The organism is Arthrobacter sp. R3-55, from assembly GCF_054161505.1.
The window spans coordinates 1,664,509-1,681,516 of record NZ_CP096423.1 but is presented as its reverse complement, the minus strand read 5'-3'; the positions used below and the strand labels follow the sequence as shown (position 1 = coordinate 1,681,516).

The following is a 17,008-nucleotide window of genomic DNA, read 5'->3' as shown; positions in this document are numbered from 1 at the left end:
CCCGCTTTACAAGCCTGACGTAACAAAGCGCTTAACAAAGCGCAGTGACTTTGGAGTGGCCGCTGGAGGTGCCCTAACCTTTTTTACAGGTCACGAGTGCCAGCGCTAAACCCCGGTTTGCTGGCCGGCAACCCTCCATTCGCGGTGGGGTGCCCCGGGTGACGACCCGGCCGGTCCGGAACGGATGCGGCAAGCGCGGATCCCCCCCATGGGGGTCCCTCTTGAATGAGGTCCCATGAGTACTGTCACGTTCGATTCAAACGCCATTCCTTCTTTTGTCGAAGAAACCCCTGCACAGGCAGCTGCAGCAGCCCGGCCCCTCGCCGCAGTGACTGGTGCCGAACTGCAGGCCCCACTGATTCAGGGCGGCCACGTCCGCTACGCCAATCTGGACTATGGAGCTTCGGCTCCGGCGCTGACCATCGTCTCGGCCTATCTCAACGAGGTCCTGCCCTACTACGCCAGCGTCCACCGCGGTGCCGGATATGCCTCACAGATCAGCACCTCCGTCTATGAGAATTCACGGAACATCGTGCGTGACTTCGTCGGTGGGCGCCCGGATGATTCCGTCATTTTCACGCGAAACACCACGGACTCCTTGAACCTCCTGGCCGGTTGCCTTCCCCAGGCCGAGGGCCGGTTCTCCGGTGAAGTCCTTTACCTGGACATCGAACACCACGCCAACCTGCTCCCCTGGCAAGGAGTCCCGCACCGCAGCGTCGTGGCAGCCTCCACCCTCGCCGCGACGTTCGACAAACTCCGCGATGAGTTGGCCCAGGGCGGGGTCAGCCTGCTCGCGATCACCGGTGCCTCGAACGTTACTGGTGAAATCCTGCCGATCGCCGAGCTCGCTTCATTGGCTCACGAATTCGGTGCCAGGATCGTGGTGGATGCAGCCCAGCTCGCACCCCACCGTAGGATCAACATCACCGAAGCTGACGTGGATTACGTTGTCTTCTCCGGGCACAAGCTCTACGCGCCTTTCGGTGCCGGCGTAGTGGTGGGCCGTCCGGACTGGCTCGACGCCGGGATTCCACACCTGGCTGGTGGCGGCGCCGTCCGGGAAGCCCGTTTGGACTCCGTCAGCTGGGCAACCGGTCCCGCCCGCCACGAGGGCGGCTCCCCCAACGTCCTTGGCGCAGCCACCCTCGCCCGCGCTACTCAAGTTCTCGCTGCACTGGACCAGGAGGCCTGGCACAACCACGAGGCGTCGATCCGCTCCTACCTGGTGGACGGCTTGGAGGCCATCGACGGCGTGACAGTCCACCGGATCTTCTCCGACTCCGAAGACACCATCGGTGTGGTCAATTTCTCCGTAGAAGGATTCGACGCCGGATTGGTGGCAGCGTACCTGGCCGCCGAGCACGGCGTTGGCCTCCGGGATGGCCGCTTCTGCGCACACCCACTGCTCAAGCGGCTAGGACTCCCCTCGGGCTCCTTGCGTGCAAGTTTTGGCGTCGGCTCCCGGTTGGAGGACGCCACGAGGCTGCTGGCAGGCATTGAGGGCCTCAAGCGCAACGGCCTTGGCTGGGACTACGTAGTGGATGAGGGCCGCTGGGTACCTGCCAACGACCACCGCACCTACCCCGAGTGGGCTCCCAATACTCCGGGCACGGCGGGCGCAGCCCCCTGCACTGTGGACTAATACCGGGTCTCGGTTTCCGGCCGCTGGGGTAAATTCGTAGTGTATCTCTTTTGCCGACCCTGGAAGGAGTCCTTGGTGGCGATGCGTTCTCAGGCTGCCTCAAGTGGACAGCCAGCCATCCCCGGACCTGCCGGACCACGCGGGCCCAAGCTCCACGCTGACCTCCGCAGTGAGTTCGGCCAGAGTTTCCAGGACGGCGGAGAGCACTATGATCGGGTGCGCCCCGGTTATCCCTTGGACTCTGTGGAATGGCTGGTCCCGGAAGGGACCCGGATAGCTGCGGACCTGGGCGCAGGGACCGGCAAGTTCACGGCGCGCCTCGTCCAGTACGGGCTGGACGTGACCGCCGTCGATCCTTCCGTGGACATGCTTGATCAGCTGCGGAAGTCCCACCCACAAGTCCTCGCGCTGGAGGGAACTGCCGAAGCAACTGGACTGACGGACTCAGCATTCGACGTCGTCAGTGTCGCCCAGGCCTGGCATTGGTGCGACCCACTCGCGGCGAGCACCGAGATAGCTCGTATCCTGCGGCCGCAGGGGACCCTGGGTTTGATCTGGAACCAGTTGGATACCGCGGTGCCCTGGGTTCACAGGTTATCGCGCATCATGCATGCCGGAGACGTCCACAAGCCAGGCTTCCGGCCAGTGATCGGTCCGGAATTCACCCGCTTGGAAAGCCACTTCACCCGGTGGGAGGACGCCTTGACGCCGGGAGACATCATGGAACTGACCAAGTCCCGCAGCTACTACCTCCGTGCCAACGACGCCACCAGGGCCAAAGTCATGGGAAACCTGGAATGGTACCTCCATGAGCACCTCGGGTACGAGCCAGGCGATACCGTTCACGTGCCGTACGTGACGCAGACGTGGCGGGCAGTCAAAGTCCACAACACCGGGCCACGGTAGGCTTGGAGTGTGAAGACCAGTACGCCCTCCTCCTCGATTGAGGACTACGTCAAGGTCATCTACTCCTACACGGAGTGGCAGGACAAACCCATTACGTCCTCCCAACTGGCCATGCGCCTGGGAGTGGCCAATTCTTCGGTGTCCGAGATGGTGCGCAAACTCAAGGACCAGGGCCTGGTTGACCACCAACCGTACAGCGCCATCAGGCTGACCCCCCAGGGCATGCGGCTTGCGCTGTCCATGGTGCGGCGTCACCGCCTCATTGAGACTTACCTGGTGGAAGAACTCGGGTACAGCTGGGACGAGGTCCACGACGAAGCCGAGATGCTGGAACATGCGGTGTCCGATACCTTCATTGAACGCATGTCCGCCAAGCTGGGGCATCCCGTCCGGGACCCTCACGGCGATCCCATTCCCTCGGCCGATGGCTCCGTCCAGTTGCCGCACGCGTACCGCATGATTGAACTGGATCAAGGCCACTCAGGCCGCATCACCAGGATCAGTGACGAGAACCCTGACCTCCTCCGGTATCTGGCTGCCGAAGAAATCGCACTTGATGCCCCGGTTGAAGTAGTAGGACGCAAACCGTTCGGCGGAGCTTTGGTAGTCCGGATCGGCACCGGAGCCCAAGGCCGCGAATTTGATCTCGCCGATGAAGTAACTTCTGCGTTGTGGGTTCAAAGCGCGGGAATTCACGAGGGCTGTGTTCTTCCGGCCCGCTGACCCAGGCCCGGAGTAAGGTCAGTCGCGCTGCCCGGCCGCTTCGTCGTCGTCGGACGCCGCCTCTGTTTTCCCGCCTTCGGCGGCCACCGTCTCCTTTGCGGGGTTCCGGATCCCGACGGCGGAAGCCACCGCCCCTGTCAGGAACAGTGCCGCCGTGACCAATAGGGCGTTGTACAAGCCCTCCCGGCTGAAGACCGGTCCTACAATCAACCCGGCAAAGGCGATGGTGATCAGCCCTGCAATGCGGGCTACGGCGTTGTTCACCGCCGAACCGATGCCCGCTTCCTCGGGCGGGACTGCGCCGAGGATGGCGGCCGTCAGCGGCGCCACAAGAATGGCCAATCCCAGTCCGAAGACAATTTGACCCGGAAGCACCTGAGTCCAGTAATTCAGCGGCTCCTGGATGGCCAGAGACATCAGAAAACCGACAGCACACAACAGCGGGCCTGCAGTCATGAACCATCGGGGACCGTATTTGCCCGCCAGTCCACCAAAATACGACGCACTGAGCATCAGGATTACCGTGCCAGGGAGCAAAGCAATGCCAGCTATGGTTGCCACCATGCCGCCCACCTGTTGAAGATAGATTCCCAGGACAAAGAAGCCAAGGGAAATTCCGCCGTAAATGGCAAGCGTTGCAAGGTTGCCCCACCCAAAATTGCGGATCGCGAACAACCTCAGGGGCAGCATGGGCTCAGCAGTTCTTGACTCATGAACCAGGAACAGTGCCATGGCTGCAATGCCCGCCATCAAAGGCACCCACACTTGCGCGCTCCCCCACCCCATGCGGCCCTGCTCGATGAACGCAAACACCGGGCCGCCCAGGCCAACCATGGCCAGGAACGCCCCGAGGTAGTCGATCCGCTTGCTTTTGTCCCTCGCGGCGTCGGATGCCCGGAGCCCGGCCAGCATGGGCCAAATGGCAACAGCGGGAATGACGTTGATAAAGAAGATGACACGCCAGGAGAGCAGGTCTACAGCCAGGCCGCCGATCAGCGGGCCAACGATCGCCGCCGCGCTGGTCCAGCCCGACCATTGGCCTATGGCCTTGGATTGGGCCGGTCCGCTAAACGACGTGATGATCATGGCCAGGGAGCTTGGAACCAACAGGGCGCCGGCAATTCCCTGGAGTGCCCGCGCGACCACCAGGACTTCCCCCGTCCAGGCCAGGCCACACAAGACCGAGGTCACGGCAAAACCTGCCAGCCCCCATTCCAGTATTCGTGCCCTGCCGAAATGATCTGACAAGGAGCCCGCCACCAGGATCAAGGCGCCCAGTGTCAGGAGGTAAGCATCCACCACCCATTGCTGGATGACCAGGCCGCCGCCCAGTTCCCGCCCGATGGCAGGGAGTGCGAGATTCACCACAAATCCGTCAAGGATGGCGATGAATGACGCCACAATAGCCACCGCCAACACGCGCTTTTGGAGCGGAGTACTGGGTAGCAAGGCCGCTGCGTCAGTCATGAGCACAGCCTACGCCGGGTAAGTCCCGTATCGTTGAATGGTGATTAGCAGACGTGATGCCGCATTGGCCCTTGATATTTCGATGGAAATGGCCCAACGTCACGGTATTCCGTCCCGGCTCTCCGAGGCCGAACTCCGCGATATGCAGGACAATCCGCCGGCTTGGCTGGTACAGTCCCGGGCCAACCGCACCGGTAAACGCCCTGTCTGGGTACACCTGACCTGTGCTGTTTGCGGCTATTCCGAGGCCATTCGCCCGAAAAAGTGGTGGCCGGACTTTTCCTTCGTGTACTGCGGCACCCACCGGAACAGTGACCTCCCCAAGCTCTTCCTGGGCGAAGTACGCAGTGAATACGAAGGCGTCGGCAGCCGCTTCGTTGGCGTCGTTGATGTTCCGGAGAGCAAAGCCTAGCCTCAGGCCTACTGCTGCTGTTCCATTTCCGACGGCACCGCTAGGAGCTCAACGGCCCGGCCATCCCGAAGGACCGTCAGCGGGAACGGATCCCCGATTGCTTCCTCGAAAAGCAGCTTCTGGAGACTCTCTGCGCTCGATACTGCCCGGCCGTTGGCGCGAAGCACTATGTCGCCGGGCTCTAGTCCTGAAAGCTCGGCCGGCGACCTCGGAAGCACCTCCACCACGCGCAACCCTTCCTTTTGCCCGGTCCGGACCACCGCACTGGCGTCCAGCGGGATGGGAGTACTCACCAACCCCAAGTACGCACGATGCACCCGGCCATCCCTCAGCAAGGAGGCGATGATGCGCCGGGTGGTGGTATTGATGGGGACCGCCAAGCCGAGTCCCAGTCCTGCCACGGCGGTGTTGATGCCTACGATGTGTCCGCGCGTATCCGCCAACGCTCCACCGGAATTCCCCGGATTGAGAGCGGCGTCGGTTTGGATCACATCTTCAATGACGCTCCGGTGATCCCCTGCCCTGACGGGAATGGACCTGCCCAGACCGCTGACCACGCCTGCAGTGACCGAGCCTGCCAAACCAAGCGGGTTGCCCACGGCGATCACCAACTGGCCCACCCGCAAGGTATCGGCATTGCCTAAAACTGCCGGTGGTGGCGCTGACTTCAGGCCGCGGATTACAGCGAGGTCGGACAAAGGATCGGCGCCCACCAACTCCACGTCGGAGTGCTTGCCATCGGCGAACACAGCCCTTCCGGTCCTAATGCCGGACACCACATGGGCGTTGGTGAGCATGTATCCCTCGGCAGTAAAGACCACGGCAGACCCGCTGCCCCTCAGGATCCGGCCACGACGGCCGGTGCTGGTCATCTCAATGGCTGCAACATGGGGTGTCACCGACTCCGCAACGTCGATCACAATCTTTGAGTAGGCATCCAGTGCAGGCACGTCGTCAGAGTTGATGGGTTCAAATTCAGGCCCAGTGCTCACCGCATGCCTCCTGCCACCGCTGCTCCCGGTTTGGGCGCTTACCCACTTCAACTGTGAATTCTCTGCCGGTAGTCCTCAGCGCAGTACGCCGTGGGTGAACGGGGTCACGGGGACCCTGCAGGGTCGGCAGCGGACCCGGCTTTTCCCGCCGGGCTTTCCCGGACATAAAAAGCTCCGGACATGGGAAAACCCCCGGATCACGAGGATCCGAGGGCTTTCCTGGGGTGGAGATGGGGGGAATTGAACCCCCGTCCGATGTCGTTTTGTCAGGGCTTCTCCGGGCGCAGTTCGCGTCGGATTTTCTCGGCCCCAGCCATCCTGCGAACAGGTGGCTGATCCGGGCCCAGTCATCTAAAAGTCCCGTTTACCTCAATGACGAAGGCAAACAGCAGTGGCTATCTAAATGACGCCAGGAACCGGGGCGATAGCAACCCCGGGCTGACGGACTGTCTTACTGCTTAGGCAGCGAGAGCGAAGTCAGTGCGCTTAGATTCGGCACTTATTGGTTTGCAGACAGCGTTTACGAGATAATTCTGCATCCTCGGCCCGCTTCACCTGTCGCGACTAACATCGTCGAAACCGATCATCCCCGTATTTTGTTACCAAACCCGATGGGAGCCTCGATTACTTCGAGTTCCCTTCGGACTATCCATCATAACGCATTCAAACGGTGGAACATTCCCTACCGGCGGTTGCGTTCCCGCAGCTCACGCAACGATTCACGCTTGTCCTGCTGTTCACGCAGGGTTTGACGTTTGTCGTAGTCCTTCTTGCCGCGGGCAATGGCGATTTCCACCTTGGCCCGGCCGTCCAGGAAGTAAAGCTGGAGCGGCACCACGGTGAAACCGGACTCGCGGATCTTCTGCGAGATTTTGTCCAGTTCCTCGCGATGCAGCAAGAGCTTACGACGGCGGCGCGCGGCGTGGTTGGTCCAGCTCCCTTGGTGGTACTCAGGGATATGGATGCCTTCCATCCACAACTCGTCGTTGTAGAAGGTGCAAAAACCGTCCACCATGGAAGCGTGCCCCTCGCGGAGGGACTTCACCTCGGTTCCCATGAGGGCGATGCCGGCCTCATAGGTGTCCAAGACATGGTAGTTATGCCGGGCCTTCCGATTGGTGGCCACTACCTTACGGCCACTTTCCTTGGGCACGGTAGAACTCCTTGTTAGATGCGGATTTCAACTAGTGTACGCCAGCGACGGGGCAGTCCCGCGCCGTTGCGCGCCTTAGAGAAGGTTCATGGGATCCACGGCGGAACCGTTCAGCCACGTTTCGAAGTGGGCGTGGCATCCTGTCGAGTTACCGGTGCTTCCCGAATAGGCGATCAGTTGGCCGGCCGAGACGCGCTGGCCGTTCGAAACCACAATGCTGCTGTTGTGGTAATAAATGGTGGTCAGCGAATTTCCCTGAACCACGCCATGGGAAAGTTTCACTCGCCATCCACCGCCATCGGCGGAGTTCCATCCTGAGTTGAAGACCTCCCCTGCAGCCGCTGCGTAAACCGGAGTGCCACAGGCCGCTCCGAAGTCGATGCCAGTGTGCATGTAGCCACCCGTGCCGTAGAAGTCGATGGTTCCAGGCGGCGTTGCGCGCCACCCGAATCCGGACGTGATGGGAACGTAACTGGCAAAGGGATGACGCAGTCCGAAGGCGGACGGGGAACCTGCCGCCGGCGGAACATACGGCTGTTCCGGCGGCGCGGGACGGCCTTGGGCTGCAGCCGCAGCCGCCGCGGCAGCAGCAGCTTCTTCAGCGAGGCGGCGCTGCTCGGCTTCCCATGCTTCCCTGAGTTTCCGGTCGCGCTCTACGATCTCAGCGGCAACGGTGTTCTGCTCAGCCTTCACCCGGGCCAGGTTGGCCTCGATACCGGGCTTGGCTGCCTGAAGTTGCCCGTTAAGCCGGGTAGTGTCTTCGATGAGTTTGTCGACTTCGGCTTTCTTGTTCGCAGCCTCGTCCCTTGCCGATTTCTCCCGCTCAAGCGCAGCGTCCGCTTTCGCTTTGAGGTCCTGGATCTCTTCCTCGACGGCTACGAGCCTCGCCTGGGAATTCACATTGGTGGCGTTCTGCTGCGTCAGCTTGGTCATGGCGGCGTTCTGGCTGCGCATGGCTTGGTCCGCCAGGTCCATGGACTCGGTCAGGTTGCCTGATTCGCTGGACCCGAACAGAAGGGCGATATTTGTGGGGACGCCTCCCGACTTGTACGCCTGGGACGCTATCTGGCCGATCAGTTTCTTGGTGTCCGTGATCTTTTGCTTATCACTTTCCAACTGCTCGGTGATCTTGGCCTTGTTCTGCTGGGCAAGTTCAACCCTGGCCGACAAAGCTTCAACTTCCTTGACCGCGCTTGCAACGCGCCCCTGCGCCTCAAGCAGTGCCTGCTGGGCGCCAGGAAGGCGGCCTTGGTAGATGACGAGGTCGCCGGCAGCTTTGGCGATGTTGGCATCGACAAATTCGAGGGAAGCCTGAACCCTGGCGGCTTCAGCTTCAAGCGCGGCTTGCTGGTCTTCAAGGTTGTCGGCCCGGGCAGCGGGAGCGCCCGACAGGAGACTGATTGCCAGACCCACTGCGAGCACGGCACCCATGATCCGAGCATTGCCCGACGCGAGTCGCCGGCGCAGGGAGATTGGGTCCAACGCGGTCATCAGGAGTCCTTTTCGATTGTCAGCATGAAGGGTGATCGGGCTTTAGCGGTCATCGCTAAACCTTCAAGTATCGCCGGAGGGTCAAGAGCGAGGATATCCCGGCCAGGCCCGCACCCAAGGCAATCAGCACCGGCGCTATTACCAGTACTTGGGCAGAGGAAATAAAGGGCGTGTTGAGGAACTGTGTCGAGAGTTCACCGTTGAGCCAGAAGTGCGCCATCAACCAGAGCGTCACCGAAGCCAGGACTGCCCCCACCACGGCAGCGATAACGCCCTCCAGGATGAAGGGCAGTTGGATCACTGTCTTGGAAGCACCGACAAGCCGCATGATCCCGGTTTCCCGCCGTCGGCTGAAGGCAGAGAGCCGGATGGTTGTGGTGATCAGCAGGACCGCGCAGAATATCATCACCACTGCTACGCCCATCGCAGCCACAGACGCACCGTTCATCCAGGAGAAGATGCGTTCCAGAACCTGCCGTTGGTCGCTCACCGTCTCGACGCCGGGCTGTGAGGAGAACGTCTCACTGATGATCTGGTACTTTTCCGGGTTCTTCATGTTGATGCGGAACGAGGCCGGCAGTTGGTCCTCGGAAACTGAATCAACAATCGGGGAATTGGAGAACTGTTCCTTGAAGTGTGTGTAGGCCTCAGCCTGGGATTCAAACTGGAAATCGTTGATGTATTGCTTGACGGCCGGGGATTCGAGCATTGCCTGCAGGTTCTCCTGCTGCTCCTTGGTCGCCGGACCGGAAGCGCAGCCGACCGCCGTCGAACCGTCGTTACAGAGGAAAACAGCCACCTGGACTTTGTCGTACCAGTAGCCCTTCATCTGGTTGATCTGCATCTGCAGCATTCCCGCAGCGCCTACGAACGTGAGGGAAACAAAAGTCACCAACACTACGGAGATGACCATGGAAAGGTTTCGGCGCAGTCCACTGCCGATTTCCCCGAGGATAAACAGGAGCCTCACAGCTGCGCCCCCTGAGCACGGTTGAGTTCCTCGCCGCTGGCATCGCGCAGGCGGCGTGATTCACCAACCACCGGAATCATGGAGGTGTAGAGCGCCTTGGCTTCGTCTCTGATGACCTTGCCGTTCTTGAGCTCAACTACGCGACGGCGCATTTCATTGACGATGTCGTCGTCGTGGGTTGCCATGACTACTGTGGTGCCATTCTGATTGATCTTGTCCAGGACCCCCATGATGCCCATCGAGGTAATGGGGTCCAGGTTGCCGGTGGGTTCGTCGGCCAGCAGGATGCCGGGACGGTTCACGACGGCGCGGGCGATCGCCACGCGCTGCTGCTCACCACCTGACAACTCATGGGGCATGCGGCGTTCCTTGCCCTCCAGTCCCACGGTCTTCAGCACTTCGGGAACGGTTTCGCGGATGATCGAGCGGCTCTTGCCAATGACCTGCATCGCGAAGGCAACGTTGGCAAAAACATTCTTCTGCGGGAGCAAGCGGAAATCCTGGAAGACAACGCCGATGCCACGACGAAGTTTGGGTACACGCCAGCTCGAAATGTTCGCAACGTTCTGTCCGGCAACATAGACAGATCCGGACGAGGCTTTGTCTTCCTTCAGGATCAAGCGAAGAAAAGTGGACTTACCCGAGCCCGACGCACCTACGAGGAAGGTGAATTCGCCGCGGTTGATCTCAAGGCTGACAGAGTCGAGCGCCGGTCGGGCATTCTGCTCGTAGACCTTGGTGACATTCTCAAATCTGATCATGGCCCTTTAGAACCCCGCCGGACATGACGTAGTCGCCCAGTCCAACAGCCGGAGCGCGGGCTTTCGATGGGGGAAGTGAGAGCACCGGCCACTCGACTATACGCACGCGCAGGCTGGGTTTAGCTGGCTTTGGCGGGCGTGTCGCAGAATCCGGTTGGTTGCCGGGGTCCTAGTTGGCGGCCGCGTTGCGGTTGCCGGTGCGCCAGCGGATCCCTGCGTCGATGAAGTCGTCGATGTCGCCATCGAGCACAGCTGACGTGTTGCCCACTTCGTGTTCCGTTCGCAGATCCTTGACCATCTGGTATGGGTTCAGGACGTAGGAACGCATCTGGTCTCCCCAAGAAGCTTTGACGTCCCCGGCCAAGGCCTTCTTTTCGGCGTCCTGTTGTTCCTTCTTGACCAGGAGAAGGCGTGACTGAAGTACGCGCATGGCGGCCGCCCGGTTCTGCAGCTGCGATTTTTCATTCTGCATCGAGACCACAATGCCCGTGGGGATATGGGTCAGGCGCACCGCGGAGTCAGTGGTGTTGACCGACTGCCCGCCCGGCCCTGAGGATCGGAAGACATCTACGCGAATTTCGTTGTCCGGGATTTCGATGGAGTCCGTCTGTTCGATCAGCGGAATAACCTCGACTGCCGCGAAGGACGTTTGCCGACGCCCCTGGTTATCGAAGGGGCTGATGCGGACCAAGCGGTGGGTTCCTGCCTCGACGCTCAACGTGCCGAACGCGTACGGCGCCTTGACCTCGAATGTGGCGGATTTAAGTCCAGCCTCCTCGGCATAGGACGTATCCATCACGGTGGTCGGGTACCCGTGGCGTTCGGCCCAGCGCAGGTACATCCGCATCAGCATTTCGGCGAAATCTGCTGCATCCACACCCCCGGCGCCCGCCCGGATGGTCACCACGGCTTCGCGTTCGTCGTACTCGCCTGACAACAGCGTGGTGATTTCGAGTTCCGCCAGTGCTTTGCGTATGGACGACAATTCCTTTGCAGCTTCCGCCATGGAGTCGTCGTCGCCCTCGTCCTGGCCCAGTTCCACCAGGACTTCGAGATCATCGATCCGGGAAGCGAGCTTGGAAAGACGCTCAACTTCGGACTGGCGGTGCGACAACCGCGAGGTGATCACTTGGGCGGAAGCCGGATCGTCCCAAAGGTCCGGGGCTCCGGCTTGCTCGCTCAGTTCAGCGATCTCAGCTTTAAGTGCTTCAACATCGGTGACATTCTCGATGGAGCTGTAAGTTGCGCGAAGTGCGCGGATTTCTGCGGGAAAATCTATCTCAGCCATGGTCATCCCAGCGTACGCTATGGATCACGCTCCCCCGACGGCCCCCTTCTTTCATGCCGGACCATGACCCGGACCGTTACTGGGTCAAGGTGGACCGGGCTACCGAACGGGCCTCCACCAGGATTCCGTCAGGTAAGAGGAAACTGATCACCGGAGGATGGGCCACCGCGGATAGGACCACCACGGCCGTACCTCCGGTTTCACTGCCCGTACCGGCTGCCAAGGTGAGCCGATCGTGTTGTGAATAGGCGCCACTGCCTGCGAGGTAGGACGCTGCCCCGATGTGCACACGCTCATCCACCAATGCAGGACGCGGCTGGCTCCCGCCCCCGATATCGCCCACCAAGAAGGTGTCGGCAGCGGCCAGTGCTGCTCCGTCTGCCAAGGACAACAGTTTCTTGTGCTCAAGGTAAACCGCCGAGGCCGCCATGACCACAGTTGCCAGGAGAAGCGCAAGGACAACGAAGCCAATAATGAGAACGGCGATCTGGCCCTCTTCGCGTGCCTGACCACAGGGACGCGACTGTGTCACAGGAAGCGTCCTACGACTTGAGTTGCCGAAGCGCTCAACCGTGCGGCGGTCAAACCCGGCGAGTTCCCAGAGGGCATCAAGGGCAAATGAACATCCAAGGAGACCGTGACCGTCACCTTGGATCCTGCCGACAAGCAATCGGCTCTGTCACACGCCACCTCCACCGTGGCTTGTTCCGGAACGTGGCCGTAGTCCCCCAGTGCAAGGAGGACAGCCCGCTCGGCCGCAGCCCTGGCACCGGAAACATCATTCCCGGCTACGAAAACCTTGGCGGCTTGGTCGGCGGCCCCGACGACGGCAAAGGACCCACCTTGGATTTGACCGACGGTCACCACGAAATACACCACCGGAACCATGAGCAGTACGGCCAGGAAGGTAAATTCCACCACAGCGCTGCCTTTCTCGCTCTCCGCACCGTTGGGCCTTCGTTCGCATCCTCCGGCCGGACCTCCGGCAGCAGGTTCCGTCGCGAGGCACAAGGCCTCCCGAGTCCGTTGCCATACGGCAAACAGCAATTGGGGAAGCGGCCTAGAGTGCGGCATGCCCCTTCACCTCCAGCAACCCGCCAGGGCCAATCAGTCCCACCACGGGCAAGGGGGCCTTCACCGTCACTTCCAAGGTGCGGGCCCCATCCACCACGACGTCGCTACATACGATGTCCCGGGCGAAGTCGCTGTTCAACGCAGAGTGGATCAACTCCTCAGTACGGGCACGTGCATCCGCCGGAGTGCGGTCCGCCAAGGCTCCATAACGCGCACCGGAGGCGGCAGCATCAATCAAGGTATTCCGTACATGCAGCACCAACGTGAGCTGAACGATCGCCATAAAGAAGAGCGTCAACAGCGCACCAATCAGGACAAAGTCAACGACGGCGGAGCCACATTCTTCTGAGCCGCTGCGTCGTTGATTGTGACGGGAATTTGGAACAACGGCGCCGAGTTCCGGCCGCATCCCCTACTGGCCCACGTTCTCTATCGCCTGATCGAACAGGCCCTCCAGCGCAGGGGTGGCCATGGCGAGGAGGCCGGCAACCAGCACAGCCGACATCAACGTGATCATGACCCAGCCAGGTACATCACCACGCTCACGATCCTCGGCACGGGACTGCCTCCTCAACGGGACCGTGATCCACGTGATGCTGACAAGGATCAGGAAAATTGCGGCTGACAGTTTGCTTGCAATACGGTTCATGGTTCTCCCCAGGATGAATAGTTCGGTGTACGACCGTGGCGTGAAGTGCAAGATGTTGCGATGGACCGGCTTGCTGCCACGGCATGGTTGGTTTGGACGGACTGGTTGGCTTGGACGGACTGGTTGGCTTGGACGGACTGGTTGGTTTGGACGGACTGGTTGGTTTGGACGGACTGGTTGGTTTGGGACCGGCCGGGCTGCTCCATGGTTGGAGCGGCCCAGCGGCAGTAGGTGCTGCAGGACTACAGGCTGATTTGCAACGCGGCCATCGCAGGGAAGGCGGCAAAGATGACAGTCAGCGGAAGCACTCCGAAAACGAGCGGCACCATCATGGCAATCTCCTTCCTGCCGGCAGACTCCATGAGCTCGCGTTTTGCGGCGTCCCTGACATCTGCAGCCTGTGCCCGGAGGACATCGGCCAAAGGTGTCCCCCGCTCAACTGCGACCACCAACCCGTCAAAGAACCTGATTAAGGGAGGAAGATCGGATCTGGCAGCAAAAGCTTGGAGTGCCTCGGACAGTGACTTGCCGGACCGGGCGTCGGCCAGGACCAGGGCAAATTCTGCAGACAGCTCGCCGCTTGAACTGCGGCTCACCCTGTCCATGGCGCCCATGGCACTTTCGCCCGCAGCAACGGCGAGCGCCATCAGCTCTGCGAGGCTCGGAAATTCGGACAGCATCGCGGACTCCCGCTTCTTGATCCGTTGGCCCAGCACATAGTCGCGCAGCAGGTAACCTCCCGCTGCCCCCGAGATGACACAAACCACAAGGAAAGCCGGGCTGAACTGCCCGGCGGTGGCACCGATCACGACGACGAGAACTGCCGCTATGAAACCGCCACCTGCCCAGAGGAGTTGCTCGGCACGGAAATCCAAGGTGGTCTTGGAAGAGCCAGCACGTGCCAGCCTCTTCCCCAGTGCGGCAGATCCGACTTTAAACCGGGAGAGGTAGGTGATGGCGTCACCAATGATGGGGCGCAATATCCGCTCCAGTGGTCCGAACGGCGTGAGGTTGTGGGTTGGTGTACGCAGAAGCCGCGATTCCAGGTTTCGGGATCTGAGCTGGGCTTCGATGCGGTCCGAGAACGTGTTCCCGCGCATGAACGGCAGGCGCACCAGGATCAACCAGCAGCCCGCCCCAAGAAGCAGGCCGCAGAGCACAGCGAGCGCAGTAGCAGGTGTCATCGAAGCACCCGCTGATCCTCGGGCAAAGCACCAACCCGCAACATCACCGAATAACTGAGAACGGACACTAGCAGCCCACCGAGCAGGACCATGGCACCTGTACCCGTGTTGTAGGCCAGCATCGCTTCAGGCCGGCCCGCCATGACGACCAGCACGATCCAGGGCGCGGCTACAGCCAGCCGTGCTGCGTTGATGGTCCATGACTGGCGGGCTTCGAGCTCACTCCGCGTGCGGGCGCTGTCCCTCAGGAATTCCGCGAGAGTGCCCAGCATTCGGCCAAGGTCCGAGCCGCCTACCTCCCGGGTCATTCTGAGTGCCTCGATAATGCGGTCTGCCACGGGATCAGCCAGCCGTGCTTTGAGCCTGTTCAAGGCGGCCTCGAACTGTCCGCCGGATCTGTAATCCGCCCCAAAATCCAGGAAGAGTGTGCGAAGTTCTTCAGGTCCCTTGTATCCCAATTGAATGAGTGCCTCCGGCAAGGCGAGACCAGCGCGTATGGCGGAGCGCAGGTGGTCCACGACATCCGGCCACAGTTGTCGAAGTGCGGCCCGCCGCTTGTGCGCACGCCAACGGACAGCTGCGAAGGGAACCCAAGCACCAAAGAGGGAAAAGCAGGCGGCCACCGGTGGCGATCCTGTCACAACGAAGAACACCAGCAGTGCGAAAAGGCCGAAACCTGCACATGTAAGGAGCAGGCCCCCGCCCGTCACTTTTTCAATACCCGCTGAGGTAAGAAGGAGGTCCAGGCGCCCGGGGCGCGGTTCCTTTGCTTCTGCATCAGGCTGGACCCAGGCCGACCACCAGATGAGGAAGACCCCCAAGCCGCAGAGTATGCCGAGGAGGGCCACCATCAGTTCAGTTCCAATAGTGCGGCGACGTCAAAACCTGCCCGGGCAAACTTCTCCGCAGCGGGCATGGAGTTGGCCCGTGGCAGCAACTGAGTACCTACCATGCCAAAGACACTTGAGGACTCGATGATTCCGTTTTCGACCCTCCGTCCGAGAGACAGGATTTCGGTCACTTGCCTTTGTCCCGTCGAGTGGCGGCTGCAGTGAACTACGAGGTCGATGCAGGATGCGACGGTGGGTACCACGAAAGAACTGGAGATATTGGCCCCTGCCAGGAGCGGGAGCGTGCAGATCTTGGTCACGGCGTCATGCGCGGAATTGGCATGGACAGTGCACATACCGGGCAGGCCCGAATTCAGCGCTATCAACATGTCGAGGCTCTCGGCTTCGCGCACTTCTCCCACCACCAGCCGGTCCGGCCTCATCCTTAATGCTTCCTTGACCAACCGTCGCAACGGAATTTCGCCTTCTCCTTCAAGGTTGGGTTGTCTGCACTGCAATCCGACGACGTCGCGTAGCGGGAGTTGCAGTTCGAAGATCTCTTCCACCGTGATGACACGTTCACGGGAACCAATGTGCGCTGCGAGGCAATTCAACATGGTTGTCTTCCCTGCTTGGGTGGCCCCGGAAACGAGGACATTGAGACCACTGGCCACAGCTGCTCCCAGGAAACGCGCAGCCTGTGGAGTAAGGGTGCCAAGCTCGACCAAATGTTCGAGGCGGCTCGCGCGGGCGATGAACTTCCGGATGTTGACTGCCCAGTGTTTTCGGGTGATGTCCGGGATGGCCACGTGCAACCTTGAACCGTCCGGAAGCGCAGCGTCGACGAACGGGGACGAAAGGTCCAGCCTGCGCCCCGAACTCTTGAGCATTCGTTCCACCAGGTCCCGGACCTGTTGTTCAGTTAGGCTGATGGCCGTCAGTTCCGATTCACCATTGCGGGCAACGTAAATTTGGTTCGGCGCATTGATCCAGACCTCTTCAATGGCGGCATCGTCCAGGAGCGGTTGCAGCGGTCCGAAGCCCGCCACGGCATCAAAGATGTGCCGTCGGGCGGTCTCAAGGTGGCCGAGGGCGGGAAGTGGACCGAGGAGCGCGCGCTCATCGTAGTCATTCACTGCTGCTTCCACCAGGAGCCTGACGTCCGAAGCTTGCTCGAGTGGATCCAGTCCCCGTCGGCGAATAAGCTCCCTGACTTCTCCTTCGACGATCCTTACAGCTTCCACTTCTTCCCCAACCAACCATGAATTCGGTAAACGAGAGGAATATCTCGCCTTATTCACGCTAGGCGAGCACCAACACCCCATCAAGCCGCTGGAAACGCCATGTGGATAACCGGGAATCACTAGTCACGTCAGCAACCTCATTCCCACTAGTCACTCCAGTTTCAGGATGTTAGGGTAAAGCCCGTTAGGAGCTGGCCTTTGGTCTCATGCGCAGGCGCC

The 17,008-nt window shown here is 60.9% G+C and carries 18 protein-coding genes, 1 other RNA gene and 1 riboswitch; of the genes, 4 read left to right on the top strand and 15 right to left on the bottom strand.

The window, feature by feature from the left end; translation table 11 throughout:
* The first annotated feature begins 88 nt into the window (after nucleotides 1-88).
* A riboswitch (SAM riboswitch) is annotated at nucleotides 89-202 on the top strand.
* 33 nt (nucleotides 203-235) lie between these two features.
* From M1D51_RS07855 to M1D51_RS07845, 3 genes are all read left to right on the top strand, one after another.
* Nucleotides 236-1,645 carry an aminotransferase class V-fold PLP-dependent enzyme gene (locus M1D51_RS07855; protein ID WP_458109134.1) on the top strand — a complete coding sequence of 470 codons (1,410 nt, stop codon included), beginning with the start codon at nucleotides 236-238 and terminating at the stop codon, nucleotides 1,643-1,645.
* Between the two features lie 81 nt (nucleotides 1,646-1,726).
* Nucleotides 1,727-2,551, top strand: a complete 825-nt coding sequence (locus tag M1D51_RS07850; protein WP_458109562.1) for a class I SAM-dependent methyltransferase — start codon at nucleotides 1,727-1,729, stop codon at nucleotides 2,549-2,551.
* A gap of 9 nt (nucleotides 2,552-2,560) precedes the next feature.
* Nucleotides 2,561-3,274, top strand: a complete 714-nt coding sequence (locus M1D51_RS07845) for a metal-dependent transcriptional regulator (RefSeq protein WP_172323174.1) — start codon at nucleotides 2,561-2,563, stop codon at nucleotides 3,272-3,274.
* Nucleotides 3,275-3,292: 18 nt separating this feature from the next.
* Here M1D51_RS07845 and M1D51_RS07840 read toward each other — a convergent pair whose 3' ends face one another.
* Entirely contained in the window at nucleotides 3,293-4,741 is a 1,449-nt protein-coding gene (locus M1D51_RS07840) for an MFS transporter (RefSeq protein WP_458109133.1), read from the bottom strand.
* A 37-nt stretch (nucleotides 4,742-4,778) separates the two neighbouring features.
* On the opposite strand from M1D51_RS07840, the gene M1D51_RS07835 reads away from it, so the two are divergent.
* A complete protein-coding gene (locus tag M1D51_RS07835; RefSeq protein ID WP_223943345.1) occupies nucleotides 4,779-5,153 on the top strand; it encodes a hypothetical protein in 375 nt (124 codons plus the stop codon).
* A gap of 8 nt (nucleotides 5,154-5,161) precedes the next feature.
* Here the strand turns inward: M1D51_RS07835 and M1D51_RS07830 are convergent, their stop codons facing one another.
* The 14 genes from M1D51_RS07830 to M1D51_RS07765 all read right to left on the bottom strand — a co-directional run bounded on the left by M1D51_RS07830 (nucleotide 5,162) and on the right by M1D51_RS07765 (nucleotide 16,789).
* Nucleotides 5,162-6,145 carry a S1C family serine protease gene (locus M1D51_RS07830; RefSeq protein ID WP_458109132.1) on the bottom strand — a complete coding sequence of 328 codons (984 nt, stop codon included), beginning with the start codon at nucleotides 6,143-6,145 and terminating at the stop codon, nucleotides 5,162-5,164.
* Between the two features lie 222 nt (nucleotides 6,146-6,367).
* Nucleotides 6,368-6,736: a transfer-messenger RNA gene (ssrA, locus tag M1D51_RS07825) on the bottom strand.
* A gap of 91 nt (nucleotides 6,737-6,827) precedes the next feature.
* On the bottom strand, nucleotides 6,828-7,298 hold the full coding sequence (gene smpB, locus M1D51_RS07820) for an SsrA-binding protein SmpB (protein WP_026540087.1): 471 nt from the start codon (nucleotides 7,296-7,298) through the stop codon (nucleotides 6,828-6,830).
* Between the two features lie 75 nt (nucleotides 7,299-7,373).
* On the bottom strand, nucleotides 7,374-8,789 hold the full coding sequence (locus M1D51_RS07815) for a peptidoglycan DD-metalloendopeptidase family protein (protein WP_458109131.1): 1,416 nt from the start codon (nucleotides 8,787-8,789) through the stop codon (nucleotides 7,374-7,376).
* A 55-nt stretch (nucleotides 8,790-8,844) separates the two neighbouring features.
* Nucleotides 8,845-9,759 carry a permease-like cell division protein FtsX gene (ftsX, locus tag M1D51_RS07810; protein ID WP_172323183.1) on the bottom strand — a complete coding sequence of 305 codons (915 nt, stop codon included), beginning with the start codon at nucleotides 9,757-9,759 and terminating at the stop codon, nucleotides 8,845-8,847.
* Entirely contained in the window at nucleotides 9,756-10,520 is a 765-nt protein-coding gene (ftsE, locus tag M1D51_RS07805) for a cell division ATP-binding protein FtsE (RefSeq protein ID WP_017198501.1), read from the bottom strand. Before ftsE ends, ftsX begins: the two co-directional genes overlap by 4 nt.
* 169 nt (nucleotides 10,521-10,689) lie before the next feature.
* Complete coding sequence (gene prfB, locus M1D51_RS07800; protein ID WP_172323184.1) at nucleotides 10,690-11,808, bottom strand: peptide chain release factor 2; 1,119 nt, start codon at nucleotides 11,806-11,808, stop codon at nucleotides 10,690-10,692.
* 76 nt (nucleotides 11,809-11,884) lie between these two features.
* Nucleotides 11,885-12,340 (bottom strand): pilus assembly protein TadG-related protein, encoded by a 456-nt coding sequence (locus tag M1D51_RS07795; RefSeq protein ID WP_458109130.1) that lies wholly within the window; start codon nucleotides 12,338-12,340, stop codon nucleotides 11,885-11,887.
* Entirely contained in the window at nucleotides 12,337-12,729 is a 393-nt protein-coding gene (locus M1D51_RS07790) for a hypothetical protein (RefSeq protein WP_458109129.1), read from the bottom strand. Before M1D51_RS07790 ends, M1D51_RS07795 begins: the two co-directional genes overlap by 4 nt.
* A 139-nt stretch (nucleotides 12,730-12,868) precedes the next feature.
* On the bottom strand, nucleotides 12,869-13,291 hold the full coding sequence (locus M1D51_RS07785) for a TadE family protein (RefSeq protein ID WP_458109128.1): 423 nt from the start codon (nucleotides 13,289-13,291) through the stop codon (nucleotides 12,869-12,871).
* A 3-nt stretch (nucleotides 13,292-13,294) separates the two neighbouring features.
* Nucleotides 13,295-13,531, bottom strand: coding sequence for a hypothetical protein (locus tag M1D51_RS07780; RefSeq protein WP_458109127.1), 237 nt, complete (start codon nucleotides 13,529-13,531; stop codon nucleotides 13,295-13,297).
* Between the two features lie 242 nt (nucleotides 13,532-13,773).
* Nucleotides 13,774-14,715, bottom strand: a complete 942-nt coding sequence (locus M1D51_RS07775; RefSeq protein ID WP_458109126.1) for a type II secretion system F family protein — start codon at nucleotides 14,713-14,715, stop codon at nucleotides 13,774-13,776.
* Nucleotides 14,712-15,566: a type II secretion system F family protein gene (locus M1D51_RS07770; protein ID WP_172323189.1), complete on the bottom strand. Its 855-nt coding sequence runs from the start codon at nucleotides 15,564-15,566 to the stop codon at nucleotides 14,712-14,714. Before M1D51_RS07770 ends, M1D51_RS07775 begins: the two co-directional genes overlap by 4 nt.
* Nucleotides 15,566-16,789: a CpaF family protein gene (locus tag M1D51_RS07765; RefSeq protein ID WP_172323194.1), complete on the bottom strand. Its 1,224-nt coding sequence runs from the start codon at nucleotides 16,787-16,789 to the stop codon at nucleotides 15,566-15,568. The genes M1D51_RS07770 and M1D51_RS07765 overlap by 1 nt, the downstream gene beginning before the upstream one ends.
* Nucleotides 16,790-17,008 lie beyond the last annotated feature (219 nt).